25 protein-coding genes and 1 pseudogene are annotated in these 26,517 nt (G+C 73.3%); 9 read left to right on the forward strand and 17 right to left on the reverse strand.

Going from position 1 to position 26,517, the window contains the following annotated elements; genetic code table 11:
• Positions 1 to 22: 22 nt before the first annotated feature.
• The 4 genes from ACWGJ2_RS17305 to ACWGJ2_RS17320 all read right to left on the reverse strand — a co-directional run bounded on the left by ACWGJ2_RS17305 (position 23) and on the right by ACWGJ2_RS17320 (position 4,661).
• Positions 23 to 835: an SDR family NAD(P)-dependent oxidoreductase gene (locus ACWGJ2_RS17305; RefSeq protein ID WP_453346943.1), complete on the reverse strand. Its 813-nt coding sequence runs from the start codon at positions 833 to 835 to the stop codon at positions 23 to 25.
• A gap of 93 nt (positions 836 to 928) precedes the next feature.
• On the reverse strand, positions 929 to 3,109 hold the full coding sequence (locus ACWGJ2_RS17310; protein WP_453346944.1) for a xanthine dehydrogenase family protein molybdopterin-binding subunit: 2,181 nt from the start codon (positions 3,107 to 3,109) through the stop codon (positions 929 to 931).
• Positions 3,106 to 4,143, reverse strand: a complete 1,038-nt coding sequence (locus ACWGJ2_RS17315) for an FAD binding domain-containing protein (RefSeq protein WP_453346945.1) — start codon at positions 4,141 to 4,143, stop codon at positions 3,106 to 3,108. The genes ACWGJ2_RS17310 and ACWGJ2_RS17315 overlap by 4 nt, the downstream gene beginning before the upstream one ends.
• Positions 4,140 to 4,661 (reverse strand): 2Fe-2S iron-sulfur cluster-binding protein, encoded by a 522-nt coding sequence (locus ACWGJ2_RS17320; protein ID WP_453346946.1) that lies wholly within the window; start codon positions 4,659 to 4,661, stop codon positions 4,140 to 4,142. The genes ACWGJ2_RS17315 and ACWGJ2_RS17320 overlap by 4 nt, the downstream gene beginning before the upstream one ends.
• A 164-nt stretch (positions 4,662 to 4,825) precedes the next feature.
• On the opposite strand from ACWGJ2_RS17320, the gene ACWGJ2_RS17325 reads away from it, so the two are divergent.
• The gene (locus tag ACWGJ2_RS17325) at positions 4,826 to 5,062 is read left to right on the forward strand and encodes a chaplin (protein WP_453346947.1); all 237 of its coding nucleotides are present in this window, start codon (positions 4,826 to 4,828) and stop codon (positions 5,060 to 5,062) included.
• Between the two features lie 3 nt (positions 5,063 to 5,065).
• Here the strand turns inward: ACWGJ2_RS17325 and ACWGJ2_RS17330 are convergent, their stop codons facing one another.
• Together ACWGJ2_RS17330 and ACWGJ2_RS17335 are read right to left on the reverse strand one after the other, a co-directional pair.
• Positions 5,066 to 6,940, reverse strand: coding sequence for an ABC transporter ATP-binding protein (locus ACWGJ2_RS17330; RefSeq protein ID WP_453347020.1), 1,875 nt, complete (start codon positions 6,938 to 6,940; stop codon positions 5,066 to 5,068).
• A gap of 328 nt (positions 6,941 to 7,268) precedes the next feature.
• Positions 7,269 to 7,394 (reverse strand): hypothetical protein, encoded by a 126-nt coding sequence (locus ACWGJ2_RS17335; protein WP_453346948.1) that lies wholly within the window; start codon positions 7,392 to 7,394, stop codon positions 7,269 to 7,271.
• A 444-nt stretch (positions 7,395 to 7,838) separates the two neighbouring features.
• Here ACWGJ2_RS17335 and ACWGJ2_RS17340 point away from each other — a divergent pair, with 444 nt between their 5' ends.
• Positions 7,839 to 8,303 (forward strand): hypothetical protein, encoded by a 465-nt coding sequence (locus ACWGJ2_RS17340; RefSeq protein ID WP_453346949.1) that lies wholly within the window; start codon positions 7,839 to 7,841, stop codon positions 8,301 to 8,303.
• A 223-nt stretch (positions 8,304 to 8,526) separates the two neighbouring features.
• A pseudogene (locus tag ACWGJ2_RS17345) lies at positions 8,527 to 8,904 on the forward strand (RNA-binding S4 domain-containing protein); the annotation flags it as partial.
• 416 nt (positions 8,905 to 9,320) lie between these two features.
• Here ACWGJ2_RS17345 and ACWGJ2_RS17350 read toward each other — a convergent pair.
• The 7 genes from ACWGJ2_RS17350 to ACWGJ2_RS17380 all read right to left on the reverse strand — a co-directional run bounded on the left by ACWGJ2_RS17350 (position 9,321) and on the right by ACWGJ2_RS17380 (position 14,245).
• Positions 9,321 to 11,165 (reverse strand): complex I subunit 5 family protein, encoded by a 1,845-nt coding sequence (locus ACWGJ2_RS17350; RefSeq protein WP_453347021.1) that lies wholly within the window; start codon positions 11,163 to 11,165, stop codon positions 9,321 to 9,323.
• A gap of 97 nt (positions 11,166 to 11,262) precedes the next feature.
• Complete coding sequence (locus ACWGJ2_RS17355) at positions 11,263 to 11,607, reverse strand: sodium:proton antiporter (protein WP_453346950.1); 345 nt, start codon at positions 11,605 to 11,607, stop codon at positions 11,263 to 11,265.
• Positions 11,604 to 12,410, reverse strand: a complete 807-nt coding sequence (locus ACWGJ2_RS17360; protein ID WP_453346951.1) for an MnhB domain-containing protein — start codon at positions 12,408 to 12,410, stop codon at positions 11,604 to 11,606. Before ACWGJ2_RS17360 ends, ACWGJ2_RS17355 begins: the two co-directional genes overlap by 4 nt.
• The gene (locus ACWGJ2_RS17365) at positions 12,407 to 12,697 is read right to left on the reverse strand and encodes a Na(+)/H(+) antiporter subunit B (RefSeq protein ID WP_453346952.1); all 291 of its coding nucleotides are present in this window, start codon (positions 12,695 to 12,697) and stop codon (positions 12,407 to 12,409) included. Before ACWGJ2_RS17365 ends, ACWGJ2_RS17360 begins: the two co-directional genes overlap by 4 nt.
• The gene (locus ACWGJ2_RS17370; RefSeq protein WP_453346953.1) at positions 12,694 to 13,212 is read right to left on the reverse strand and encodes a monovalent cation/H+ antiporter complex subunit F; all 519 of its coding nucleotides are present in this window, start codon (positions 13,210 to 13,212) and stop codon (positions 12,694 to 12,696) included. The genes ACWGJ2_RS17365 and ACWGJ2_RS17370 overlap by 4 nt, the downstream gene beginning before the upstream one ends.
• Positions 13,209 to 13,361, reverse strand: coding sequence for a hypothetical protein (locus ACWGJ2_RS17375; protein ID WP_453346954.1), 153 nt, complete (start codon positions 13,359 to 13,361; stop codon positions 13,209 to 13,211). Before ACWGJ2_RS17375 ends, ACWGJ2_RS17370 begins: the two co-directional genes overlap by 4 nt.
• 347 nt (positions 13,362 to 13,708) lie before the next feature.
• Positions 13,709 to 14,245, reverse strand: coding sequence for an STAS domain-containing protein (locus ACWGJ2_RS17380; protein ID WP_453346955.1), 537 nt, complete (start codon positions 14,243 to 14,245; stop codon positions 13,709 to 13,711).
• 374 nt (positions 14,246 to 14,619) lie between these two features.
• Between ACWGJ2_RS17380 and ACWGJ2_RS17385 the strand changes: the two genes are divergently transcribed.
• Positions 14,620 to 15,030: a VOC family protein gene (locus ACWGJ2_RS17385; RefSeq protein ID WP_453346956.1), complete on the forward strand. Its 411-nt coding sequence runs from the start codon at positions 14,620 to 14,622 to the stop codon at positions 15,028 to 15,030.
• On the opposite strand, the gene ACWGJ2_RS17390 is transcribed toward ACWGJ2_RS17385, so the two are convergent.
• Both ACWGJ2_RS17390 and ACWGJ2_RS17395 read right to left on the reverse strand, forming a co-directional pair.
• The gene (locus ACWGJ2_RS17390) at positions 15,027 to 15,752 is read right to left on the reverse strand and encodes a class I SAM-dependent methyltransferase (RefSeq protein ID WP_453346957.1); all 726 of its coding nucleotides are present in this window, start codon (positions 15,750 to 15,752) and stop codon (positions 15,027 to 15,029) included. The genes ACWGJ2_RS17385 and ACWGJ2_RS17390 overlap by 4 nt on opposite strands.
• 96 nt (positions 15,753 to 15,848) lie before the next feature.
• Positions 15,849 to 16,211 (reverse strand): ArsR/SmtB family transcription factor, encoded by a 363-nt coding sequence (locus ACWGJ2_RS17395; protein ID WP_453346958.1) that lies wholly within the window; start codon positions 16,209 to 16,211, stop codon positions 15,849 to 15,851.
• Between the two features lie 178 nt (positions 16,212 to 16,389).
• Here ACWGJ2_RS17395 and ACWGJ2_RS17400 point away from each other — a divergent pair, with 178 nt between their 5' ends.
• The 3 genes from ACWGJ2_RS17400 to ACWGJ2_RS17410 all read left to right on the forward strand — a co-directional run bounded on the left by ACWGJ2_RS17400 (position 16,390) and on the right by ACWGJ2_RS17410 (position 21,397).
• On the forward strand, positions 16,390 to 17,490 hold the full coding sequence (locus tag ACWGJ2_RS17400; protein ID WP_453346959.1) for an NADH:flavin oxidoreductase/NADH oxidase: 1,101 nt from the start codon (positions 16,390 to 16,392) through the stop codon (positions 17,488 to 17,490).
• Between the two features lie 399 nt (positions 17,491 to 17,889).
• The gene (locus ACWGJ2_RS17405; RefSeq protein WP_453346960.1) at positions 17,890 to 19,953 is read left to right on the forward strand and encodes an aconitate hydratase; all 2,064 of its coding nucleotides are present in this window, start codon (positions 17,890 to 17,892) and stop codon (positions 19,951 to 19,953) included.
• Between the two features lie 46 nt (positions 19,954 to 19,999).
• Entirely contained in the window at positions 20,000 to 21,397 is a 1,398-nt protein-coding gene (locus tag ACWGJ2_RS17410; protein WP_453346961.1) for an NADP-dependent succinic semialdehyde dehydrogenase, read from the forward strand.
• On the opposite strand, the gene ACWGJ2_RS17415 is transcribed toward ACWGJ2_RS17410, so the two are convergent.
• Positions 21,366 to 23,006 carry a cytochrome P450 gene (locus ACWGJ2_RS17415; protein ID WP_453346962.1) on the reverse strand — a complete coding sequence of 547 codons (1,641 nt, stop codon included), beginning with the start codon at positions 23,004 to 23,006 and terminating at the stop codon, positions 21,366 to 21,368. The two genes, ACWGJ2_RS17410 and ACWGJ2_RS17415, sit on opposite strands and share 32 nt — an antisense overlap.
• A 150-nt stretch (positions 23,007 to 23,156) precedes the next feature.
• Here ACWGJ2_RS17415 and ACWGJ2_RS17420 point away from each other — a divergent pair, with 150 nt between their 5' ends.
• Both ACWGJ2_RS17420 and ACWGJ2_RS17425 read left to right on the forward strand, forming a co-directional pair.
• Positions 23,157 to 23,771, forward strand: coding sequence for a TetR/AcrR family transcriptional regulator (locus tag ACWGJ2_RS17420; RefSeq protein ID WP_453346963.1), 615 nt, complete (start codon positions 23,157 to 23,159; stop codon positions 23,769 to 23,771).
• 137 nt (positions 23,772 to 23,908) lie between these two features.
• A complete protein-coding gene (locus ACWGJ2_RS17425) occupies positions 23,909 to 25,342 on the forward strand; it encodes a M20/M25/M40 family metallo-hydrolase (RefSeq protein ID WP_453346964.1) in 1,434 nt (477 codons plus the stop codon).
• Positions 25,343 to 25,372: 30 nt separating this feature from the next.
• On the opposite strand, the gene ACWGJ2_RS17430 is transcribed toward ACWGJ2_RS17425, so the two are convergent.
• Positions 25,373 to 26,335 carry a 2-hydroxyacid dehydrogenase gene (locus ACWGJ2_RS17430; RefSeq protein WP_453347022.1) on the reverse strand — a complete coding sequence of 321 codons (963 nt, stop codon included), beginning with the start codon at positions 26,333 to 26,335 and terminating at the stop codon, positions 25,373 to 25,375.
• Positions 26,336 to 26,517: the final 182 nt, after the last annotated feature.

The raw sequence follows: 26,517 nt of genomic DNA on the forward strand, positions 1-26,517 counted from the left end.
TGCTCCGCGCCCCCGGCGACGGTCACAGTGCGTGACCCCCGGCGGCCTGGAGCACCTGGCCCGTGATCCAGCGTGCCTGGGCAGAGGCGAGGAAGACGACGGCGTCCGCGATGTCGCGGGGCTCCCCGACCCGGCGCAGCGGGATGGCGGGGGTCACCTCGCGCACGAGGGATTCCGGCATCCAGCCCGTCTGCACGGGCCCGGGTGCCACCGCGTTGACGCGGATGCCGAGCGGGCCGAGTTCGATGGCGGCGGCACGGGTGAACGCCTCCAGTGCCGCCTTCGAGGTGCCGTATCCCACCTGGCCGGGGAAGGCGCGGGCCGCGTCGGTGGAGATGCCGACCACGGCGGCGTCCCCCGCGCCGGTGTTGTTCAACTCCCTTCGTCGACGGGCAAGTTCGGCCGTGAGCAGCGCGGGTGCGAAGACGTTGACGGCGTAGGTGCGGTGCAGCCCGTCGTGGGTGAGGGAGAGGGTGTCGTCGGGGGACTCGCAGTGCGCGGCGTTGTTCACCACGACACTCACGGGCCCGAGCGCGGCCTCGGCCGCGTCGAACAGCCCGGTGGCCGCGCCGGGCAGCGAGAGGTCGCCGGTCACGACGTGCGCGGCCTCGGCCCCGCCGTGTTCCGTCAGCCGCCGCGCCAGCCGCTCGGCGCGCTCCCTGTCCCCCGCGCTGTGCTCGCGGGTGACGCCCTCCGGGAGCGCCTTCTCGCCGGTGAGGCAGTGCAGCGCGATCCGGGCGCCCTGCGCGGCGAACCCGGCGGCGACGGCCGCGCCGATGCCGCCGTCGGCGCCGGTGACGAGGACGGTGCGGCCGGTCAGCTCAGCGTCGATCATCCCGGCAACCTCGCACGCGTCCCCGGCTCGCGCAACGCGATATCCGCGCGGTGCGTTGTGGCGCGCCCGTCCTGGCGCGCGAGGAGCGGGTGTTCAGCGCAGCAGCTTGTCCGGGGTGATGGGGAGGTCGCGAACGCGGATCGCCGTCGCGTTGTGGACCGCGTTGGCGATGGCGGCGGGCGAGCCGACGATGCCGATCTCGCCGATGCCACGTGAGCCCATGGGGTTGGAGCGGGGGTCCTCCTCGTCGAGCCAGATCGCGTCGAGATCGCCGACGTCGGCGTTGCTGGCGATGTGGTAGCCCGCGAAGTCGTGGTTGACGACGTGTCCGAAGGCGTGGTCCACCAGGCTCGCCTCGTGCAGCGCCATCGACAGCCCCATCACCATGCCGCCGAGGAACTGGGAGCGTGCCAGCACGGGGTTGACGATCCGCCCGGCCGAGAAGACGCCGAGCATGCGCGGGACCCGCACCTCTCCCGTGTCCGCGTGCACCCGCACCTCCGCGAAGTGCGCGCCGAAGGAGTGCACGGCGTAGCCCTCACGCTCCGGGTTCTCGGGCATCCCGGCGCGGGCACGGGCGCCCTCGGCCGGTTCCGTGCCGTGCTGTTCGCGGAACGCCTTCGCCGCGCCGACGATCGTCGAGCCCCAGGACGTGGTGCCCGAGGAGCCGCCCGCGACGGTCGCGGTGGGCAGTGAGGTGTCGCCCAGTTCGGTGCGCACGTCGTCCACAGCGACACCGAGCGCGTCGGCGGCGATCTGTGCGAGCACGGTCCAGGCGCCGGTGCCGATGTCGGCGGCGCCGATGCGCACCACGTACCGGCCGCCGCCCGTGTGCTCGATCTCGGCCTCGGAGCCCGCGTTCGCGTAGCCGGGGTAGGTGGCGCTGGCGACGCCGAGGCCCACGAGCCAGTCGCCCTCCCACCGCGTCCCCGCCTCGGCGCGCCGGTCGCCCCAGCCGAAGCGCTCGGCACCCGTGCGCAGGCACTCGACGAGGTGCCGGGACGAGAAGGGCTTGCCCGAACCCGGCTCGGTCTCCGGTTCGTTGAGCACGCGCAGCTCGACCGGGTCGAGTCCGCAGGCGTGGGCGAGTTCGTCCATGGCGACCTCAGCCGCGAACATGCCGGGCGCCTCGCCCGGCGCCCGCATCCACGAGGGGACGGGGACGTCGAGTGCCGCGAGGCGGTGGCTGGTGCGGCGGTTGTCCGTCGCGTACATCAGCCGCGAGGCCACCGCCGTCTGCTCGGCGAACTCCTTGATGCGCGAGGTCTGTTCGACCACCTCGTGGCACAGCGCCGTCAGCCGCCCGTCCCGGTCGGCGCCGAGCCGGAGCCGCTGGAGGGTGGGGGTGCGGTATCCGACGAGGGAGAACATCTGCTGGCGGGTGAGCGCGAGCTTGACGGGCCTGCCGGGCACGCACCGGGCCGCCAGCGCTGCCAGCACGTTGTGCGCGTGCGGCATGCCCTTGGAGCCGAAGCCGCCGCCCACGTGCGGGGAGATGACCCGCACCCGCTCCGCGGGGAGGCCGAGGACGGGGGCGAGGGTCTGACGGACGCCGTGCGCCGCCTGGGTGGAGTCGTAGAGCGTCAGCCGCGCCCCGTCTCCGGCCCCGGCCCCTTCCCCGTCCCCCTCCCCCTCGCCCGCGTCCCACACGGCGATGCTGGCGTGCGGCTCCATCGGGTTGTTGTGCTCCATGGGCGTGGAGTAGGTCGCGTCGACGGTGACCGCAGCCGTGGCCAGGGCCGCCGCCAGGTCGCCCGCGTCGCTCTCCGTGTCGAAGGCGGGGTTGACCTGGTCGGGTGTGTAGAGGTCGGGGTCGTCGGCGCGCATCTCCGTCGCGTGGGGCCACTGTTCGTAGCCGACCCGTACGAGGGAGGCGGCGTGCCTGGCGGTCTCGGGGGTGTCGGCGACCACGGCGCCGATGAGCTGGCCGCGGAAGTGGACCTCGTCCGACTGGAGGATGGCCAGCTCCCGGTCCTGGGTGTCGGCGAGCCTGGCCGCGTTGAGGTGGGTGAGCACGGCGAGCACGCCGTCGAGTGCCTCGGCCGCCGCGCTGTCCACCGACGTCACCCGCCCGCGTGCGACGGTGGACTGGAGCGCGTGCGCGTAGGCCGGTCCTTCGACGGGGTGCTCGAAGGCGTACGGAGCCGTGCCCGTCACCTTCGCGCGGCCCTCTCGCCGCCTCAGCGGCGCGCCGACGGCGGTCCCGGCCTCGGGGCTCGCGGCGCCGGTGCTGACGCCGGTGCCGGTACCGACGCTGATGCCGGTGCTGGTCATGCCCGTTCCTCCATGCCAGAGCCGCCTTCCATGGCCAGTCCGCGCAGCACGGACACCATCGTGTTGCGTGCCATCGGGTCCTTGAACCCGTTGTCCGCCAGCGGGCGCGCCGCCGCCAGTTCGGCGTCGGCCGCACGCCGGAAGCTCTCCTCGGTGGGCCGTGCCCCGCGCAGCGCCTCCTCGGCGCGGGTGGCGCGCCACGGCTTGTGCGCGACGCCGCCCAGCGCGATCCGCACGTCCCGTACCGTCCCGATCCCGTCCGCGCCCGCGACCTCGCGGTCGATGTCGAGCGCGGCGGCCACGGAGACCAGCGCGAAGGCGAACGAGGCCCGCTCGCGCACCTTCCGGTAGGCGGAGTGCGCGGCCGCGTAGGGCAGCGGCGGCAGTTCCACCGCCGTGATCAGTTCGCCGTGCCCGAGCACCGTGTCGCGCTCCGGCGCGTCGCCGGGCAGCCGGTGGAAGTCCGCCAGCGGGATGCGTCGCTCGCCGTCCGCGCCGAGGACGACGACGGTGGCGTCGAGCGCGGCCATGGCCACCGCCATGTCGGAGGGGTGAACCGCCACGCACAGCTCCGAGGCGCCGAGGATGGCGTGGTTGCGGCTGTGCCCGGTGAGCGCGGAGCAGCCGGAGCCGGGCTCGCGCTTGTTGCAGGGTGTGGTGACGTCCTGGAAGTAGTCGCACCGGGTGCGCTGCAACAGGTTGCCCGCCGTGGTCGCCGCGTTGCGCAGCTGCCCGGAGGCGCCCGCGAGCAGCGCCTGCGAGAGGACGGGGTAGCGCCGCCGCACGAGCGGGTGCGCCGCCAGGTCGCTGTTGCGTACGGTCGCGCCGACGCGCAGCCCGCCGTCGGGCAGTTCCTCGACGCGGTCCAGCGGCAGCCGTGACACGTCGACGAGCATGCCAGGACCGGCCACACCCAGCTTCATGTGGTCGACGAGGTTGGTGCCGCCCGCGAGGAAGACGGCGTCGGGGCGATCCCTGACGGCGGCGACGGCGGCGTGGGGGTCCGTCGCCCTGCTGTACTCGAAGGGGATCACCGGTCCGCCACCTCCCTGACAGCCGCGACGATGTTGACGTAGGCGCCGCAGCGGCACAGGTTGCCGCTCATGCGCTCGCGGATCTCCTCGTCGTCCAGGGCGCGGGCGCCTTCCGCTGCCAGGTCTCCGGCGGGTGTCGCATGGCTGGGGTGTCCGGCGGCGGCCTCCTCCAGCGCGCCGACGGCGGAGCAGATCTGGCCCGGGGTGCAGTAACCGCACTGGTAGCCGTCGTGGTCGAGGAAGGCACGCTGCACGGGGTGCGGCTCGCCGTCCCCGTCGACGAGTCCGGCGGCCGTGGTCACCTCCGCGCCGTCGTGCGCGACGGCCAGTGCCAGACAACTGACCACCCGCCTGCCGTCCAGCAGGACGGTGCACGAGCCGCACTGGCCGTGGTCGCACCCCTTCTTCGGTGAGGTGACCGCGAGCCGTTCCCTGAGCGCGTCGAGCAGCGTGGTACGTGTGTCGACGGTCAGCGACCGGTCCGCACCGTCCACCCGCAAACTGATGTGAGCTATCACCCGCCCCCAGTACCACCGCGTCCCCCTCCCCTAAACACCGTTGCTCCATCGGGGCGGGGGGCGTCAGGGGGCGGCCACGCCCACGGCCGGACCAATGCCCCGTCGGGACTCCGCCGCCGGGTTCTGATGCAGGACGTCAGCCCAACCCCACGATGGGAGAGAACATGCGGATCCGTACCGTGATCGCGGCCAGCGTCCTCGCTGCCGCCGGGATTCTGGGCGGTGCCGGTGCCGCCTCCGCCGACTCGGACGCCTGGGCGCGCGTGAAGCACTCGCCGGGTGTCCTGTCCGGCAACGCCGTGCAGGTGCCGGTCCACATCGGGGCCAACGTCTGCGGTAACAGCATCAACGTGATCGGGCTTCTCAACCCGTCCGCGGGCAACACCTGCGTCAACCGCTGACGTTCACCCCGTACCCCGTGTGCCCCCTCCCCCGCCGTCCGGTGGGAGGGGGCACACGGGTGCCGCGAGTGCGGGGGCGGGCGCGGCGGGTGCGGGGGCGGGTGCGTGTGCGGGTGCGGGTGCGGGTGCGGGTGCGGGCTGCGAGTCGAGCAGGCGCGCGTAGGTGCCGTCGCGTGCCAGGAGCTGGGCGTGGGTGCCGCTCTCGGTGACCCGGCCGTGGTCGAGGACGAGGATGCGGTCGGCGTCGGGCGCCAGGCCCAGGTCATGGGTGATGACGATGGTGGTCCGCCCCTCCATGAGGCGCCGCAGCGGCTTGATGACGCGCCGCGCCGCGAGCGCGTCGAGCCCGGTGGTGGGCTCGTCCAGGACGAGGACGGGCGCGTCGCGCAGCATGGCCCGGGCGATGGCGACACGTTGCAACTGGCCGCCGGAGAGCCGCGCGGTGTGCGGGTCGATCCGGGTGCCGTAGCCGTCGGGGAGCGCCATGACGAAGTCGTGCGCGTCGGCGGCCCGCGCGGCACGCACCACCTCCTCCTCGGTGGCGCCGGGACGGCCGCACGCGATGTTCCCCGCGATGGTGTCGTGCAGGACGAGGGTGCGCTGCGGCAGCAGGGTGATGTTCTCGCGCACCCGGGCCAGCGGCAGGGTGTCCAGGGGCGCGCCGTCGAGCCGTACGGAGCCCGAGTGGGGGTCGTAGAGCCGCGGCAGCAGTTGCGACACCGTGGACTTGCCCGCGCCGCTGGGCCCCGTGATGACGAGGAGTTCGCCGGGCGCGGCGGTGAGGGAGACGCCGGTGAGCGCGTCCCGGTCGGCGTCCGGGTAGCGGAAGCCGACGTCGCGCAGCTCCACGACGCCGTGGGCGCGGCGGTACGGGGTGGTGGCGGCCGACGGGTGGCGCGTGGCCGGGTCGGTGACCGAAGGGGACGAGTCGAGGATCTCCAGCAGGCGTTCGGCGCCCGCCGTCGCCGCCGTGACGGTCAGGCCGAGCTGGCCGAGCGAGCGGATCGGCGGGTAGAGGTAGCCGATGAAGGCGGCGAAGGCGAGGAGCTGACCGAGCGTCATCCTGTCCTCGGAGATCTCCCACGCGCCGAGGCCGATGACGGCGAGCACGCACACGGTCTCGATGACCTCGACGAGCTGCTCGTACAGCTCGTTCATCCGCGCGCTGGAGACGGTGGCGCGCATCCAGCGGCGTGCCTCGCGCCGCAGCCGCTTCTCCTCTGACGCCTGCCGGTTGTACGCCTGCGTGAGCAGCACGTTGCCCAGCGACTCCTCGACGACGGAGGTGATCGCGCCGTCCGCCTCCCGCTCGCTGCGCGAGACAGCCTTGAGCCGCCCGGAGAACCGCTTGGCCGCCAGCCAGAACAGGGGCGCCAGCGCGAAGGTGACCAGGGCCAGGTCCCAGCGGAGCCAGAGCGCGGCCGCCGCGTAGAAGAGGGCGCTGAAGAGCGCGGCGACGGTCTCCACGACACCGGAGACGGCCATCCGCTCGATCGCCTCCACGTCTCCGGTCAGCCGCTCCACCAGGTCGCCCTGCCGGTGCCGCTGGAAGAAGTGCGGCGGCAGCGTCTGTACGTGCGCGAAGACGCGGGCGCGCAGACGCATGACGAAGCGCTCCGCCGTCCACGCGGCCAGTGAGTTGCCGAGGTAGCCGACGACGGCGCCGGCCACCGCGAGGGCGAGCCACTTCGCGGCCGGGCCCCAGAAGGCGCTGAGGGAGCCCTGCTGGAGTGCGTCGTCGGTGAGGCTGCTGAAGAGGAGGATCGAGGCGGTCTCGGCGAGCGCCGCGAGGATGACGCAGGCACAGATCACCAGCAGCCAGCCGCGGTCACCACGGGTGAGGGGCCAGAAGCGGCGGAAGGCGGCCCGCACGGACACCCGCGGTGCGGAGGGGCCCGGCGCGGAGGGGTGTGGCTTGTCCGCCGGGGCGTCCTCGCGGTGCGGGTGCGGGCGCGGGCGCGGGGCGCCGATGTCCGTCTCGTACACCGTCACTGCTCTGCCTCCTCTTCGTGTGGTCGTCCCTGGTGGCACCGGCTCAGGGGCCGGACGCGGCCGAGGCGGGGGCCCCCCCGGGGGGGGGGCCGCCCCGGGGGGGTGGGGCACGGACGCCCCCCCCCGCGCGGCGGTCCCTGGTGGCACCGGCTCTGGGGCGGGACGGGGCCGTGGGGGGCCCGCGCCGTGCGCGGGCCCGCCTCGTGCGGTGACGTCAGCGACGGCCGACCGGACGGCGACGCGGCTGCTTCTTCTGCTGCTGCTTCTTGCCGGGCTTCTCGTCACGGTGGGCCGGACGCTTGTGGGCGGGCTTGGCGGGGGTGATCTTACGGAAGCTCATGGATTTCTCCTTTTCTCGGAAGAGTGTTTTCCTGCCGCGCCTTCCGGCTGCGGCGAGAAAAACGCTACCGCACCATTCGACACCGTCACGCCGATTCCGATGAGCTTCCGATGAATTGGCGCTGAGCCTTTTCTCATGCGCTACGGGGAACCGGTTGGCAACCCTAAAACCCCTGGTCACAGCACCTTTAACCGTCACGTAGCGCACATCGCGACCCCCGTAAACAGGAAGCGTATAAGAATTCACTGTGCGACACCTGTGTTTTCCCGTACTTTCCTGTGATTCCGGCCCCCGCATCACAGGAATCGAGAATTCCAGGGGAGTGCCAGGCATCCCGGCGAATCTTGACGGGCGCGGGCAACCGTGTGTTCCTGCTGCGGGGCGAGCGTGTCCGCTCCACAAGACCGGCGGCGGTTGGCGGGCAGGTGCTGGTAGTAGTCGGCCATGACAGGAGATCTGTGGACGCCCGTGGTTTCGATGGCCGGTGTGGCTGTGGGAGGTGCGCTGACGTATCTGACGCAGCGCACCACGCAGCGGGCCGCCGACCGTGCTGAGGAACGGAGACGGGCTGCGGCGTTGGCGGAGGAGCGACGTGCCGAGCACATCAGGACCGTGCTGGAGTTCATCCGGTTCGCCCTGGAGGCCGAGGGCGTCGCTCACGCACGGCCGCCTCAATGGGAGGTCGGTGATGAGTGGTACCGGACGGCCAGACCGGCGATGGACGGCCTGCGCATAGCCGAGAACGGAGTGCGGTTGCTGTGCGCTCCCGGTCTACAGGCACCGGCGGTCGCCTACGCCCGGGCCCTGAACCAGGCGGTCTGGCAGGAGGGCGACGGGACGAACCTTGCCGAGCGCCTGGAGCCGTTCAAGGCGGAGTTCCTCGCCGTCGCCCGCCACAGCTTGAGCTGACTCCGGTCCCGGTTCCGGTCCGGCCCCGCGGTTTCCATGGCGGTGCCTACGGGAGGGGAGGTGCGGGGTGTCGGCGTCGAGGTCGGCGGCAGCTCGACGGGCCGGTGCGGACGACGCGGTCCCGAACCCCGGCACGACGGAGTTCGCGGTCCCGTCGGCTCCGGCGGCGGCTCCGTCAGCACCGTCGGCACCGTTTCGCGGGCAACCGTTCTAGAGTCGGGGCATGGCTTCAGACGAGGGGACCGGGACGGTCCGGGTCGACAGTTGGATCTGGTCCGTACGGCTCACGAAGACCCGTTCGCTGGCCGCCTCGGCGTGCCGCGCGGGGCACGTGCGCGTCAACGGCGAGCGGGTCAAGGCCGCGCACCCCGTGCGGCCCGGGGACGAGGTGCGGCTGCGGCACGCGGGGCGGGAGCGGGTCGTGGTCGTGTCGCGGCTCGTGCGCAAGCGGGTCGGCGCGCCCGTGGCGGCCGAGTGCTTCGTCGACAACAGCCCGCCGCCGCCCCCGCGCGAGGAGGTGCTGGCGGTCCCCCAGCGTGAACGCGGTGCTGGCCGCCCCACCAAGCGCGACCGGCGCGAGCTGGAACGCCTCCGGGCACTGGGCGCGTCCGGCGCCCCTGGCACCCCCGGCGCGCTCGACGCACGGACCGCCGACGCGGAAGGCCCGGAGCCGGGCCCCGGCACCCGGCGCTGACGGGCGCACCGGGCGAGCCGGGCGGCAGGGGTGCCGCACGCCGCCCGCCCAAGGCCGGGCGTGATCCCGTGCCGCCACGCGCCGAGCGCTCATGGGCGAGCCGGAACCCGGCACCGGAGCCTCACGGCGAGCCCCGGGCCCGGCACCCGGCCCCCACCGGCAAGCCGAGGCGGCCAACCGAACGTCGGGCACCCACCGACCCGCAGCACACCCGGACCCGCGCCCGCAAAGCCCGGCCCAGCCAAGCCCAGCGCAGCGCCCGTCACCGCACCCGAACCCGCACCCGAACCCGCAAAGCCCGGCCCAGCCCAGCGCAGCGCCCGTCACCACGCCGCCAGGACCGTGAGCAGTGCCATGCCCGCCACCGTCCAGGCCACGTAGTCGCCGATGTGCCCCGACTGGAGGCGCCGCAGCCACGGCAGCGGGCCGCCCTCGTCCTGGTGCCCGCCCGGCGCGCCGCGCCGGAGGCCGATGAGCGCGCCCGCGACGGCGAGCCCCGCCGAGAGCAGCCCGAGCAGCACGCCGGACAGGTTCCAGTGGGGCGGGGACGCCGGGGAGACGGCGTGCTCGGGTGCGGGGCGCCCGTCCAGCACCGCCGCCGCGTAGATCTCGTGCGAGGCGAACAGGTGCCCGGCGCGTCCCGCGAACGCGGCCAGTTCCGGGACCAGCCCGATCGCGAGGGACGCGGCCAGCAGGACGGCAGGGACGGCGAGCATCGTCGCGGGGATCCGGCGCAGCCTCGTACGGGTCTCCGGGTCCTCGTCGCCCTGCGTGCGCGCGCTGCCCGCCGGTTCCTCGCCGCGGGCGCGTGCCCCCGCCCCGGCGAAGATCCGCAGCCCTGCCCTGAGCACCGCGCCGCCCGTGACCGCGGAGACCAGGACGAACAGGGCGACGAGCCAGTGCGCCGTGTGTCCCGCGGCCTCCTCCGCGACGGCCTTGCCCAGCGAGGTGCCGAACGGCGGCAGCCCGCACAGCGCGAGCCCGCCGAGCAGGAACAGGCCGCCGGTGAGGCGCAGTTCGCGGGCGCGCCCGTAGAGCTGGTGCTCGTCGACGGAGGCGTAGCGGTCGAGGAGGATGCCCGCACACGCGAACAGGGCCGCCTTCACGCCCGCGTGGGCGAGCGCGTAGAGGACGGTGCCCGAGGTGCCCTCGGGTGTCAGCACGCCGAGTCCGACGAGGAACAGCCCGGTGTGCGCGACGGTGGAGAAGGCCAGCAGCCGTTTCAGATGCCGCTGCTGCCAGCACATGACCGCGCCGAGCAGCGCCGTCATGACGCCGACGGCCAGGAACGTACGGGTGAGGGTCTCGCGCGGTACGCCCCCTGGCCCCGCGAACACGGTCCAGTAGACGCGCGCCGCGCCGTAGACGCCGAGTTCCACCATGACGCCGGAGAGCAGCAGGCAGACGGGGGTGGGCGCCACGGCGTGCGCGTCGGGGAGCCAGAAGTGGAAGGGCACGGCCGCCGCCTTGACCAGCATCCCGGTCGTGACCAGCACGAACGCGGCCAGTACGAGCGCGTCGGGCTGCCCCTCGTCGAGCTGCCGCCCGATCCGCGCGAGCCCCAGCTCGCCCGTGCGCGCGTACAGCAGGCCGATGCCGAGCAGCATGGCGTAGCCGCCGAGGGAGCCGACGACGCCGAAGGCCAGTGCGCCCTGAAGGGGCCGTCGTTCCTCGACGCGGAACCCGGTGAGCGCGTAGGCGACGACGCCCATCAGCTCGAAGAAGACGAAGGCGTTGAACAGGTCGCCGGTGAGGCAGAAGCCGCACATCCCGGCCTGGAAGAGCAGGATCAGCGCGGGGAAGGAGCCGGACTGGCGGCGGGGCGGCTCCTCGAAGTACCGCCAGGAGTAGACGAGTACGGCGACGACGAGCAGCGAGGTGAGCGCGGCGAGCCCCAGCGAGACGGGGTCGCCGACGAGCGCGATGCCGACCCCTCCGCCGCTCCGGCCCGTAGGGCTCTCAGGGTCCGTAGGGTGCCAGCCGCCGAGCCACTCGACGGCGTACGGCGAGGTGTGCGCCACCCCCGCGAGCGCGCGGACGGCGACGAGGGCCGTGGCGACGGCGAAGACGCTGCCGAGCGCGTCCGTCGCGATCCGCGGCAGCCGTCTGCCGACCGCGACGAGCAGCGCCGCGCCGAGCAGCGGCAGCGCGACGACGAGCGGCAGCAGCCCCGCGGCGTCGCCGGTCGGCGACGGCACGGCGGAGACCGGGGGCAGGGCCGCGGAGGAGGCCACGGCGGGCAGGGGCGGGGTCACGTGCGGTCCGTCATCCCTTCAGCGCCGAGAGGCCGTCGGGGTCGACGGTTCCGTGGCGCTTGCGCAACTGGATGACGAGGGAGAGGAGCAGCGCGGTCACGGTCGCGCCGACGACGACGTCGGTGAGCGTGAGCGCCTGCACGACGGGATCGACGACGCGTGCCCCGGTGGGCGCGTCGGAGTAGACGGGCGCGGTGCCGCCGTCGCGGTAGCCGACGGCGAGCAGCAGGACGTACGTGGAGGACTGGGTCACGGCCAGACAGCCGACCGCGTGGATGAGGTCGCGGCTGGTCACCAGCCCGTACACGCCCACGAGGAAGATCCATCCGGCGACGAGGTACGGCAGCACGGTCACGCGGGGTCTCCTTTCCACTCCGTCGCGGCTGGATCGGCCCTGTCGGCAGGGCCTGCTGGGCCTGCGGCGGTTCCGTCGGCACCCTCGATCTCGACCGCCTGGTCCAGGAAGCGGGCGAGCAGCACGACGATCCCGCAGGTCACCTCCATGCCGACGGCGGCGTTGAGCACCGGCACCGTCCCGCCGGAGGAGAGAGTGTTGAACGTGCCCAGCGGCAGCACGTTCGCGAGGAACGCCGACCCCGCCAGGACGGCCGCCAGCCCGGTGAGCACGTAGGCCGCCTCGCCGACGGCGTCCCCCACCGCGTACAGGCCGATGGGACGGATGCGCTCCAGGGCCCGGTAGTCGACGGCGATGTAGAGCAGGTGCAGCGCGGTCGCGACGACGACGCCTCCCTGGAAGCCGCCGCCGGGGCTGAGCTGCCCGTGTGCCACCACGTACAGGCCGGTCAGCAGCGTCACCGGGAGCAGCGCGAGGCCGAACCGTCGCACGGTGCCGGGCACCCGTGCGGGGCGCGGACGCCGACGGCGCTCACCCGTGGTCTGCCGCAGCAGGACGACGGTGCCGAGGACGGCGGAGAAGAGGATGCTCTCCTCACCGAGGGTGTCGAACGCGCGCTGGTCGAAGTTCACGGCCGCGACGGCGTTGGCGGTGCGGTGGGCCAGCGCGGCACGTACGGCGCGGTCGCCGTACGGGTGGTGGTCCCCGCCGAAGGGCGGCAGCGCGAACGCGGCGGCGCCCAGCAGCACCGCCACGACGGCGGCACCGGCGAGGAACAGCCACAGCCGCCCCTTCCTGCTCACCGCTGCTCGCCTCCTTCCTCTTCTCCGTCGGCCTTCTCCAGGGGCTCTCCGGCGCCGCGCTTCACCTTGCGCACCGTCAGCAGGATCATCAGCGGGGTCACGGCGGAGCCCACGGCGAGCTGGGAGAGGGCCACATCGGGCGCCTGCACGAAGGTGAACAGCAGGGCGAGGGCCATGCCGAGGAAGGAGAGCACCAGCGCCTGGCGCACGGGGTCGCGGTTGAGGACGGCGGCGGTTGCCGCGGCGGCGACGAGGAGGAGGGCGACGGCGATCAGTACATCGGTCATCCCGCGCTCCCCCGCCCGTCGGCCGTCCGTCCATTGGCCGTCGCATCGGGTGCCCCGTCGCCCGTCCCGTCGGCGGGGGTGCGCGAGCCCGCGCTCGTCACCACGCCGCCCGCCACCAGCAGCGCGCCGACGACCAGCAGCTTCACCAGCTGCCTGCCGGGCCCCGTGGCCACGCACAACGGCACCACGGTCAGCGGCACCGCGACGACCGCGGCCCAGTACACCGGCCGCGCGGGCGGCACGCCGCCGAGGAAACGCGCGTACACCAGGGTCCCGGCAGGCCCGAGCAGGGACAGCACCAGCGCCAGGTCCACATAGGCGGGGCGCCCGAAGCCCTGGGCCGCCAGCAGCAGGGTGAGGGCCGCGGCCAGCGCCGCCAGGTTCTGCGCGACGAGCCGTTCCCGCGGCCCGCCCGTCGCGACCCGCCACAGCACGGGCGCCATGCCGACGAGCGGCACCAGCGCGGCGACGAGCCAGCCGTCCGAGGCGGCCGTCGCGGCCTGGGCCGCGCTCACCCGCGCGCCGCCCTGCGCGCGGCGCGCGCCGCCACAGCGGCGAGCAGGGCGCAGGCCGCGCCCACGGCCGTCTCCAGCGCGTCGACGGTGGTGATCAGCACCAGCCACAGCCCGGTCAGCGCCAGCCACCACAGCAGCACCTCGGACACGGCACCCGCCGTCCGCCGCCGCCTGAGCCCCTTCCGGTCCCGGTTCCGGTCCACGGCGGCCCTCAGCGCGCGGAGGCTTCGGCGGTCGCGGCGAGGGTCCCGGAGTCCTCCCCGGCGCTCTCCTCGCGGGGGAACCGGACGGCGACGGCCTTCATCTGGGGCGACCTCCAAGGGGAGTGGACACAGTCCCCCGGAGTACCCCCACGCACCGGCCGAAACCGTCGGCCCACGCGGGCAGGCCCCCTGCCCGGGCTACGCGGTTGGGCCACCCGCCCCACAGTCCGGTGCCCCGGTCGCGCCCGGCCCCAGGTGCGGGGGCGCGGCCGGGGCACCGCCCCCCTTCCGCGTCACTCCGTGACGCGCCTCGCGGTGGACTTCTTGTCGGTGGACGACGTCGTACCGGGCTGCTTGCCGGCGGGGCCCGCGTCGCGAGCGGTGTCACGGAGGGCACCGGTCCCGGCCGGGAGCGGGGTGCCGACGCGCTCTGCCGCCAGGGCCGCCTCCGGGGTGGGCCCGGGGCACAGGACGGTGCTCAGGCCGACCACCGCCATGGTCCGCAGAGCACGCGGGTCGTCGCAGACGACCCCCACCCGGGCCCCGCGCACGGCGGCGTACCGGCGGATCTCCACCAGCATCGTGAGGCCGGTGCAGTCGATGAAGGTGACGGGGCGCAGGTCGATGGCCAGCGCGGGCGCGGGGCGCGCCGTGAACTCTCTCAGTACGGAGTGGAGTTCGAGGACCGCGACGATGTCGATCTCCCCCTGGAGACGCATCGTGGTGACGCGGCCCGCTTGGACGACACGTGCGGAGAAGTGGATGCCCGACGCGATCCTCTCGCTCCCGGCTCGCGACAGGCCCCCAGTGCGACGGTGTTCCGGACGCATGGCCACAACCCTCCCTCGGCGCCCGGATTCACGGGCGACCCATTCCCTCGTGACAGCGGTTCGGGTCACCGGGGTCCGGGGCGACGCCCGCAACACGCTAAGCCGAGGGCACGGGACGCAGGCCGGGAAAACGTTTCGGCTGCCCGACAAGCCACCCGTTTCGGTGAACTACCGGCATACGGCTTGCAGTTGACGCCGGAAACAACAGGCCGACTTCAGGTTCGACGGCGCCCTGCGGGGAAGCACGACGCCCTACGGGGAGGCCCGGTGAAGTTTCTGGATTTCCCGTCGAGACGCCGATGACTTTCGCGACGGCCCCCGGTCTACTCCTTCAACAGCGACAACACACCTGCTGAGAGAAGAGGCCACCGCCCATGTCCACGAAGATCTTCGTCAACCTGCCGGTGAAGGACCTTCCGAAGTCGAAGGACTTCTTCACCGCACTGGGCTTCTCCTTCGACCCGCAGTTCTCCGACGACAACGCGGGCTGCCTGGTCATCAGCGAGGACATCTACGCCATGCTGCTGGTGGAGCCCTTCTTCCAGAGCTTCACCCAGAAGGAGGTGGCCGACGCCACCAAGAGCACCGAGGCCATCCTGTGTCTGGGCGTCGAGAGCAGGGAGCGCGTCGACGACCTGGTCGACAAGGCCCTCGCCTCCGGCGGCAGCGCCTCCAACGAGACCCAGGACCACGGCTTCATGTACGGCCGCAGCTTCCAGGACCCCGACGGCCACCTGTGGGAGGTCGTGCACATGGACATGGACGCGGCCCAGCAGCAGAGCTAGCCGTCGGAACCGGTGGCCGAAGGCGGTACCTCGACGACGAAGAACAGGAAACACGTCTTGGTCGAGAGGTCACGGAAGCCGTCGGGGAAGAGTTCACGCGCGGCCGGGTCGGGCTGTGGCTCGCTGATGGTGCACAGGCGGAAGCCGGCGGCGATGAAGGCATCGGTCATCGCGTGCAACGGCTTGCGCCAGAACCTCATCGGGACGGTCCGCCCGCCGAACGTCCAGTCGAAGGTATAGCTGGTGGTCGAGAAGTAGTCGGGCCGGGGGTCCTGGATCGTGTAGGCCACGAAAGGGTGGTCGACGGACGCGATCAGCCTGCCGCCTGGCCTGAGCACGCGCCGCAACTCGGCCAGCGTCGGCCCCCAGTCCTCCAGGTAGTGCAGGACGAGCGACGAGACCACGTCGTCGAAGGCGCCGTCGTCGAACGGCAGGCTGTCGCGAAGGTCTGCCAGGTGCAGGTCCGCGTCGGCACCTAACCGCCGCTCGGCCAGCGCCAGCATGTTGGCGCTGGAGTCGATGCCGGTGACGGCGGCGCCGCGATCGCGCAGCGCCTCGGACAGGGGGCCCGAGCCGCAGCCCGCGTCCAGGATCCGACGCCCGGTCACGTCTCCGGCGAGGGCCAGCATCGCGGGCCGCGCGTAGTACGCGTTGACGAGGCTGTTCTCGTTCTCCGCCGAGTACGCCTCGGCGAAGCTGTCGTAGTCATTCACCCGTTCCATCGCCGCAGCCTAACGACCCCCACACGCCGCGCCCACCCACGCAGCCGCACCCGAAAACCGGCGCACCCGAAAAACGCCGGACCGCAAAGCGCAGCGCTACGCGGACCGCTCCCCCTCCTCGCGGGCCGAGCCTGCCAGGACCGCGTCCAGCAGGCCGGGGAAGAGCGCGTCGAGGTCGGCGCGGCGGAGGCAGTTGATCTTGGCGGTGCCCCGGTAGCACTGGTTGATGACGCCCGCCTCGCGCAGCACGCGGAAGTGGTGGGTGCTGGTGGAGGGCGATACGGGCATGTCCACCTGGGAGCAGGTGGCCCCCTGCCCCTCCCCCTCGCCGAACGCGGAGAGATTCCGCACGGCCCACAGCCGCATCGGATCGGCCAGCGCGTGCAGCACCGCCTCCAGGCGGATCTCCTCCCGTGCGGGGTGCGGGAGTTCACGTACAGCGGATGTCGTCGTCGGCATGGCTGCGGCCCACTCTCCCTGACTGTCCTGGGCGGCTCGTCACCCGCTTCTCCGGGCGCTCACCGAACCTCTCACCGGCCTCCATCTTACGAGAACCATCGTAGTTTGACATCCGCCGTACTACGAGCGTTATCGTACTTCCAGTTCCGCAGCCCAGGACCCTGGATTGGAGAGCGCCGTGAGCGCACTGTTCGAGCCCCTCACACTTCGGTCGCTGACCGTGCCGAACCGCGTGTGGATGGCGCCGATGTGCCAGTACTCCGCCGCCCCGGACGGCCCGGAGGCGGGAGTCCCCAACGACTGGCACTTCACCCACCTCGCCGCCCGCGCCACCGGCGGGACGGGGCTCATCCTCACCGAGGCGGCGGCGGTCAGCCCCGAGGGCCGCATCAGCCCCTACGACCTGGGCATCTGGAACGACGCGCAGACCGAGGGATACAAGCGGATCACCGCCTTCCTGAAGGCGCAGGGAAGCACCCCCGGCATCCAGATCGCCCACGCCGGGCGCAAGGCGTCGACCGAGCGCACCTGGGTCGACCGCGGCGCCCCCATCGCCCCCGGCGAGGAGCACGGCTGGACCCCGGTGGGCCCGAGCCCCCTCCCGTTCGACGGAGCGTCCACCACGCCGGACGAGCTGAGCACCGAGGCGATAGCCGAGATCGTCGGACAGTTCGCCGACGCCGCGCGCCGGTCGCTGGAGGCGGGCTTCGAGGTCGTCGAGCTGCACGGCGCCCACGGCTACCTGATCGGCGAGTTCCTCTCCCCGCACACCAACCGCCGCACCGACGAGTACGGCGGCTCCTTCGAGGGACGTACGCGTTTCGCGCTGGAGGTCGTCGACGCGGTGCGCGCCGCGTGGCCCGAGGAGCTGCCGCTCCTCTTCCGCATCTCGGCCACGGACTGGCTCAGCGAGAACGACGAGGACCCCCGCGAGGGCTGGACGGCGGACGAGACCGTGCGGTTCGCCAAGGAACTGCTCGCCCGCGGCGTCGACCTGCTGGACGTCTCCACCGGCGGCAACGCGCCGGACGCGAAGATCCCGGCGGCCCCCGGCTTCCAGGTCCCCTTCGCCGAGCGCGTCAGGAACGAGACGGGCCTGCCCGTGGCGGCCGTCGGACTCATCACCGAGCCCCGGCAGGCCGAGGAGGTCCTCACCTCGGGCAAGGCGGACGCGGTGCTGATCGGGCGCGAGCTGCTGCGTGACCCGTACTGGGCGCGCCGGGCCGCGAAGGAGCTGGGCGGCGAGGTCGCCACGCCGGTCCAGTACCACCGCTCGTAGCGCACGGGTCCCAGCAGGGGCCGCCGCTCCGGGCCGAGCCCCCGCCGCCCGCCACCCCCGTGGCGCGCGGCGGGGGCTTTCGCGTGCGCCCGTGCGGACCCGTCCGGGCGCGTACGGGCCCGTGCGCGTCCGTCCCGTACGGCCCAGGCACCCCGTGCGCCCTCGCACTCCCCGCACGTCCCCGTGTGCGAAGAGCCACGCATTCACGGCGCGCCCCTGGGTACCCGCCGCGAACGCGCGGGCCCGCGGAAACGGGCCGAAGATGGGGGACAGCGCGAGCGCGCGGAGCCGCGGGGCGTGAGGCGTCGTGGCCCGCCGAAGACGACGCACGGCCGACGGGGCCAGTCGGCCGGAGACGTGCACACGGACGTGGACGCGGACCGCGAAGGGAGACCTCCCATGAACGCTGCGGGCCCGGACAGGCGGGACGGCGAGACCGGGCGCACCCGGGAAACAGAAGCCCGGGAAACACCCGCACACGGCACACTCGCGCAGCGGCTCATCGCCGACCACCTCGTCGAGGGGAGGGCCGAGCCCGGTGAGGAGATCGGCCTGCGCGTCGACCAGACCCTCACACAGGACGCCACCGGCACCCTCGTCATGCAAGAGCTGGAGGCGCTGGGCCTGGACCGGGTGCGTACCGAGGTCAGCGTGCAGTACGTGGACCACAACATCCTCCAGACCGACGAGCGCAACGCCGAGGACCACGCCTTCCTGCGCTCCGCCGCGCGCCGCTTCGGCGTCTGGTACTCGCAGCCGGGCAACGGCGTCTCGCACCCCACGCACATGCAGCGCTTCGGCGTCCCGGGCAAGACCCTCGCCGGATCCGACTCGCACACCTGCGCAGCGGGCTCGCTCGGCATGCTCGCCATCGGCGTGGGCGGCCTGGAGGTGGCGCTCGCCATGGCGGGCCGCCCGCTGTACGTGCGGATGCCGCGCGTCTGGGGCGTACGGCTGACCGGGGAGCTGCCGCCCTGGGTGAGCGCGAAGGACGTGATCCTGGAGCTGCTGCACCGCCACGGGGTGAAGGGCGGCGTCAACCGGATCCTGGAGTACCACGGCCCGGGGCTGGCCTCGCTGACGGCGATGGACCGGCACGTCATCGCCAACATGGGCGCCGAGCTGGGCGCCACGGCCAGCGTCTTCCCCTCCGACGAGGCAGTGCGCGCCTTCCTGCGTACCGAGGGCCGCGAGGAGGACTACACACCGCTCGCTGCCGAGGACGGCGCGGTGTACGACCTCGACGAGGAGATCGACCTCTCCACCCTCCAGCCCCTCATCGCCCGGCCCTCCTCGCCCGGTGACGTGGTCCCGGTACGGGAGGTGGCGGGCGAGCCCGTCGGGCAGGCCGTGATCGGTTCCTCTGCCAATCCGGGGCTGCGGGACTTCGCCGTCGCCGCCGCCATGGTGCGGGGGCGGAGCACGGCGCACGGCGTCAGCTTCGACGTCAACCCGACCTCGCGGGAGATCCTCCAGGACCTCACCCGTTCGGGCGGCACCTTCGACCTCATCGGCGCCGGTGCCCGGCTGCACCAGAGCGGCTGCCTGGGCTGCATCGGCATGGGCCAGGCCCCTGCCGCCGGGCGCAACTCGCTGCGTACGTTCCCGCGCAACTTCCGGGGCCGCTCCGGTACCGAGGACGACGCCGTATGGCTCTGCTCGCCCGAGACGGCCGCTGCCTCGGCGCTGACCGGCGTCATCACCGACCCCCGCGACTGGGCCGCCGACACCGGCTGCGCGCCGCCACGGCTGGAGCTGCCCGAGCGGGCCAGCGTCAACACGGCCATGCTGGAGGCGCCGCCGCACCCGGACGAGGCAGCCGCCGTGGAGCTGGAGCGCGGCCCGAACGTCTCCGCGCTGCCCGAGCTGGACGCGCTCCCCGGCACGCTGGAGGGGCCCGTACTGCTCAAGGCTGGGGACAATGTGTCCACGGACGACATCTCCCCTGCGGGGGCGCGGGCGCTGCCGTACCGCTCGAACATCCCGAAGCTGGCGGAGTTCACCTTCACCCGTATCGATCCCTCGTACCCGGGCAGGGCGCGGGAGACCGAGGGCCCGCACTTCGTCGTCGGCGGGGACAACTACGGGCAGGGCTCCTCCCGCGAGCACGCGGCGATCACCCCGCGCCACCTCGGCCTGCGCGCCGTGATCGCGAAGTCCTTCGCGCGTATCCACTGGCAGAACCTCGCCAACTTCGGCGTACTGCCGCTGGAGTTCGAGAACGGCGAGGACTACGAGCGCGTCGGGAGCGGCGACATCCTCCGGCTGGAAGGGCTGCGCGAGGCACTCGGCGCGGAGGGCGGAAGCGCCGACGGTTCCGCGCTGTGCGTACGGAACGTCACCAGGGACGAGGAGTACCCCGTGCGGCACAGCCTCTCGCCCCGGCAGCGCGAGGACGTGCTCGCGGGCGGCATCATCCCTGCCCTGGCCGCACGGGCCCCCGCCCCTGCCCCTGCCGAGTAGCCACACCCACAGCAGGAACCGCACCACCGCTCCGAGGAGGAATCCGATGGCCATCGCCACCGTCAACCCCACGACGGGAGAGACGCTCCAGACCTTCGACGCCCTGGGCGAGGCGGAGGTCGAGGAGCGGATCGCCCGCGCCCACGCGGCCTTCGCACAGCACCGCGCCACCACCTTCGAGCAGCGCGCCGAACTGCTGCGCCGGGCCGCTGACCTGCTGGACGAGGACCGGTCCGAGATCGCCCGCACCATGACCACCGAGATGGGCAAGCCCGTCGCCGCGGCGCGCGCCGAGGCCGCCAAGTGCGCGAAGACGATGCGCTGGTACGCGCGGCACGCGGCGGAGCTGCTGGCGGACGAGCACCCGGCCGCCTCCGACGTGGAGGACAGCGGCGGCTCCTCGGCCTATGTGCGCTACCGTCCGCTCGGCGTCGTCCTGGCCGTCATGCCGTGGAACTTCCCGCTCTGGCAGGTCGTCCGCTTCGCGGCACCCGCGCTGATGGCGGGCAACACCGGGCTGCTCAAGCACGCCTCGAACGTGCCGCGTACGGCGCTCTATCTGGAGGAGCTGTTCCGCAGGGCGGGGTTTCCCGAGGGGTGCTTCCAGACGCTGCTGATCGGCTCGGGCGCCGTCGAGAAGATCCTGCGCGACCGCCGTGTCGCCGCCGCCACCCTCACCGGCAGCGAGCCGGCGGGGCGCGCGGTGGCCGCCACGGCGGGCGACGAGATCAAGAAGACGGTGCTGGAACTGGGCGGCAGCGACCCGTACCTCGTGCTGCCCTCCGCCGACATCGCCCGCGCCGCGAAGACCGCGGTGACGGCGCGCGTGCAGAACAACGGGCAGTCGTGCATCGCGGCCAAGCGCTTCATCGTGCACACGGACGTCTACGAGGAGTTCGCGCGCCGCTTCCAGGAGGGCATGGAGGCGCTGACGGTCGGCGACCCGCTGGAGGAGGCGACGGACGTCGGGCCGCTCTCCTCCGAGCAGGGCAGGTCCGATCTGGAGGAACTCGTCGAGGACGCGAAGAAGCTGGGCGCCACCGTGCTGTGCGGGGGCCACAGGCCCGCCGACCGCACGGCGGGCTGGTTCTACGAGCCGACGATCCTCGCCGGCATCACCCCCCGGATGCGCATCCACCAGGAGGAGACCTTCGGCCCCGTGGCCTCCCTCTACCGCGTCCCGGACCTGGACGCGGCCGTCGAGCTGGCCAACGACACGCCGTTCGGGCTGAGTTCCAACGTGTGGACCGAGGACCCCGCCGAACAGGAGCGCTGTGTCGCCGATCTCCAGGCGGGCGGTGTCTTCTTCAACGGCATGACCGCCTCGCACCCCGGGATGCCCTTCGGCGGCGAGAAGCGCTCCGGGTACGGGCGGGAGCTGGGCGGACACGGCATCCGCGAGTTCTGCAACGTCACGACGGTGTGGCACGGCGCGGCGTCGTGAGCACCGCGCTGTGCGGGCACTGCCCTTGACCCGGTGACTCGGCGTCGTCCGAGGCCGGTGCCGGTGCTGATGCCGGTTCCGATGCCGAAGTCGGAGCCGACGCCGAAGTCGGAGCCGACGCCGCCGGGTCCGGGCCGCTCCGGCGGGTCAGCCGCAGCGTGAACCCCTCGGGCATCAGGGTGAGGCGTTCGGCGACGCGCAGCCGGTAGCCGGGGTCTGCGTGCAGGTTGTAGCGGCGCAGCAGCAGGCCCAGCACGAGTGTGGCCTCGTGCAGCGCGAACTGGCGCCCGATGCAGGCGCGGGCGCCCGTGCCGAAGGGCTTGTAGACGTGCGCGGGCCGGGCCCGTACGGCGGCGGGCTCGAAGCGGTCCGGGTCGAACTCCTCCGCTTCCTGCCCCCAGGCCGACGGGTCGCGGTGCAGCATCAGGCCCAGCACGAGGGCCCAGGCGCCCCGGCGCATGGGGTGCTCGCCGCCGAGTGTGGTGTCCCGGACGGCCTCGCGCGCGAAGGCGGGCGCTGTGGGCCACAGGCGCAGCGACTCGTCGAGCACGCGCCGCACGTACCGCAGCTTGGCCACCTGCTCGTAGGCGGGCTCGGGCGCGGCGCCCCACACCCGGTCCACCTCTTCGCGCGCACGGGCGAGGATCTGGGGGTCGCGGGCGAGGTAGTACAGCGCGAACGAGAGCGCGCCCGAGGTGGTCTCGTGCCCGGCGATGAGGAAGGTGATGATCTGGCGGCGGATGTTGTCGCTGGTCAGACGCTCGCCGGTCTCGGGATGCGCCGTCTCCAGCATCCGGTCCAGCAGGTCTCCCATGCCGCCCGCTCCCCCGCCCCCGCCCTCGCGGCGGCGCGCGATGACCTCGTCCACGGTGCGGTTGAGGTACGCGGTATCGGCGGCGTTCCGCTTCGTCGCGCCGCGCAGCAGGAGCGGTGTCAGCGGCGGCGGCACGACGTTGCGGCGCTGCGCGAAGGAGAGGGTGCCGACCATGGCGGTGACGAAGGGGTGCGGCTGCGACCTCTCGAAGGAGCCGAAGTCGTAGCCGAAGCCGGTGCGCGCGATGGTCTCCAGGGTCAGCTTGGTCATGTCCCCCGGCACGTCGACGGGATCGCCCGCCGCCCCGCCCGCGTCCCACCGCTCCATGAGCCGACTGGCCACGTCGAGCATCAGCGGGTGGTAGCCCTGCATGGCGGAGCGGCTGAAGCCGGGGGCCAGGACGTCGTGCGCGAGCTGCCAGTTGGGCTCGTGGTTGTACGCGGTGAACAGGCCGTCCCTGGCCACCGGGCGCAGGTTGGCCACGCCGAGGCCGACGTGCTTGGCGAACCGTGACTCGTCGGACAGCTCGGCGACCTGCTCGGCTCCCCAGACGAAGACGATCTCCTTGCCGAAGCCCTTGCGCCGGAAGACCGGGCCCAGGCGGCGCGCCACCCGCATCGAGTCCTGGACGGGGGTGCGCAGCCCGGCCCCGAGCACATCGCCGAGCAGCGGCACCCGGTACGGCGGGTGCGGGATGCGGTGCAGCTCGGGCCAGCCCGCTTCCGCGCTGCGGAAGCCCTTGGGTATCGCCTCGCCACCCGGTTCCGTGCTCTGGCTCTGCCCCGTCTCCGCCATCTCGCCCGCCCCGCCCGATCGTTGAAGCTGCCGTGAAGCCGCGCGCTGTGCGCCACGCGCTACGTGCCACGTGAAGTTATTGGACATCGATTCAATAGCGCTCCTCAGTGTGGGTCGGCTGTTGAACTCACGTCAAGTACGGTGTGGCGCATGGCCGCCAGGGAGGGACAGCGCACGCGCCGTCGGCTGAGCACGGAGGAGCGCAGGGAGCAGTTGCTCTCGGTGGGGGCCCGGCTCTTCGCGCAGAGCCCGTACGACGACGTGTGGATCGAACGGGTCGCCGAGATCGCGGGTGTCTCGCGGGGGCTGCTCTACCACTACTTCCCCACGAAGCGGGACTTCTTCGCCGCCGTCGTACGGCGCGAGAGCGCACGCATGCTGCGGCTGACCGCCGCGGTGCCCGGGGTGCCGGTGCGCGAGCAGCTCGGCCTCGGCCTGGACGCCTTCCTCGGCTACGTGGAGGCGCACGCGGAGGGCTTCCGCGCCTTCCACCGCGCGGAGGCGGCGGGCGACCCCGTCGTGCGCGAGGTCTACCGGCAAGGGCTGGCCGCGCAGGAGCGGCAGATCCTGGACGCGCTGGCCGCCGACCCGGAGACCGCCCGCGGCGCCCCCGACCTGCCCACGCTCCGGCTGGCCGTACGCGGGTGGCTCGCCTTCCTCGTCTCCGTCTGCCTGGAGTGGCTGGACGAGCCCGATTCCAAGCTGAGCAGGGAGCAGGTGCGGGACCTGTGCGCGCGGGCGCTGCTCGGCGCGATCACGCCGTAGCCCCGGGCCGCGGGATGTGGGGCCGAGGGGACACGCGGGGCCGTCGCGCGCGGCCTTGTCAGGCGTGGCGATGTCCATGACCATTGCTGCGTCACGACGCCACCGCTCCGCACCGTCGGCCGTGGGAGGGACGTTCCATGTCGCAGCAGCCCGAGGGCACGCACCGAAGAACGGTCCTCTCCGCTGTCGCCGTCGCGGCGGCGGGCGCGGGCCTCGCGGGCCACACCGCGCAGACCGCCCACGCGGCCCCCGCGCCAGGGGGCGGTGACGGCGGCGGGACACCGCCCACCGCGCAGCCACCCGGCAGGGAACTGCGCGCGCTGCTACGGGAGATCGACCGGGACCGGATCGAGGCGACCGTACGCGAGCTCGCGAGCTTCGGCACCCGCCACACCCTCTCCTCGCAGGACGACCCGGAGCGCGGCATCGGCGCGGCCCGCGACTGGATATACGACCGGATGACGCGCTACGCGGCGGCCTCCGGCGGCCGGATGACCGTCGAGAAGCAGTCCTATGTGCAGGAGCCCGCGTCGCGCATCCCCGTCGCGACGCGGATCACCAACGTGGTCGCCACACTGCGCGGTTCCGTCGCGCCCGAGCGTGTGTACGTGGTCTCGGGCCACTACGACTCCCGCGCCTCCGACGTCATGGACGCCACCAGCGACGCGCCCGGCGCCGACGACGACGCGTCCGGGGTGGCCGTCGCCATGGAGCTGGCCCGCGTGATGGCCACGCGGCGCACGGCGGCGACGGTCGTCTTCGCGGCCGTCGCGGGCGAGGAGCAGGGGCTGTACGGGGCCGGGCACATGGCGGAGCTGTTCGCCTCGGCGGACACGGACGTGCGGGGCATGTTCACCAACGACATCGTCGGCAGCTCCACGGCCGACGACGGCACCCGCGACCCGCGCACCCTGCGGCTGTTCGCCGAGGGTGTGCCCACCTCCGAGACGCCGGAGGAGGCCGACGTGCGCAGGTCGGTCGGCGGCGAGAACGACTCACCGTCCCGGCAGTTGGCGCGCTTCGTGCGGGACGTCGCCGACAACGACGCGACGGGCATGAACGTCCGCGTCGTCTACCGTCGCGACCGCTATCTGCGCGGCGGCGACCACATCCCCTTCCTCGAACAGGGCTTCCCAGCGGCCCGCTTCACCGAGCCCGCCGAGGACTACGCGCACCAGCACCAGGACGTGCGCGTGGAGGACGGCAAGCAGTACGGCGATCTGCCCGAGTTCTGCGACTTCGGCTACATCACCCGCGTGGCCCGCGTGAACGGCGCTGCCCTGTGGACCCTCGCCCAGGCGCCCGGCACCCCGCGCGGCGCGAAGATCGTGACCGCCGCGCTGACCAACTCGACCGAGCTGGTGTGGGACCGGGGCACGGAACCGGACCTCGCCGGGTACGAGGTGGTGTGGCGCGAGACGACGGCACCCGAGTGGGAGCACGTCATCGCGGTGGGCGATGTGACGCGGCACACCGTGGACCTCTCCAAGGACAACGTGTTCTTCGGCGTCCGCGCGGTCAACCACGCGGGCAACCGCAGCCCCGTCGCCTTCCCGGCCCCGCAGCGCTGACCCGGCCTCCTCGCATCCCCGCCGCTACGTCTACGGCCTCGGGTAGGCGTTGGCGAGGGGCTCGCCCGCGGCGTAGCGGCGTACCTGGTCCACGACCAGGCGCTCGGCGCGGGGCCTGAACGCCGCCGAGCCGCCCGCCACATGGGGTGTGACCAGCACGCCGGGCGCCGAACGCAGCCCGTGGTCTGCGGGCAGCGGCTCGGGGTCCGTCACGTCGAGCGCCGCGCGCAGCCGCCCGGAGCGGGTCTCGTCGAGCAGCGCCCGTGTGTCGAGCGTACGGCCGCGCCCGACGTTGACGACGAGCGCACCGTCCGGCAGCGCCGCCAGCTCGTCCCTGCCGAACAGCCCCGTCGTGGCCGGGGTCTCGGGCAGCACGAGCACGGCGATGTCGACCTCGGGGAGCAGCCGGGGCAGTTCGCTGACGGCGTGCACGTCCTCCTCGGGCCTGGCCCTGCTGGCGACCCGCACCACCCGCGCCTCGCACGCGAGCAGCCGCCGCTCCAGTGCCTCGCCGATGGAGCCGTAGCCGATGACGGCGACGCGGCAGTCGGCGAGGGAGCGGGTGAAGTGCGGCTCCCAGCGGCCCTCGCGCTGGTCGGTGATCCAGCGCGGCAGCTCGCGCTGCGCCGCGAGGATCAGGCCGAGCGCGTGCTCGGCGGTGCTCGCGTCGTGCAGCCCGCGCCCGTTGTGGAGACTGACACCCTCGGGCAGGAGCGGCAGCAGCTTCTCGACCCCGGCGCTGAGGGACTGCACGGCGCGGAGCGCGGGCAGCCGGGGCAGCAGGCGTTCGGCACCCGGCACGGCGTAGGGCAGCACCCACAGGCCCACGCGGGCGAGGTCCTCCGGCGGGGGCCCGGCCTCGGGCGTGCGGCCGTCCCACACGTGGACGCGGACGTTCCCTGGCCAGGGCCCGTGGCGCGCGTCGAGCCCTTCCCAGGGCAGCAGCACCTCGACGGTCTCTTCGGCGGCGGCGGTGGCCGGGTTCGGTGGCATCGCGCTGGACATGGGCCTGGACATGGGCAGAGCCTCTCACTCGTCTCTCGGTTACGCCTGGCCCCTCGTGTGGGCCCGTCACGCGGGGAACGGCCACGGCTCACCCATTGACCCGGCTGCCCCGCACTCGTAACGTCTTCCCGCCCAGTGAAACACTTTCCATGTCACGGAAAAAGGGGGTC

Source organism: Streptomyces sp. NPDC054796 (genome assembly GCF_053611545.1).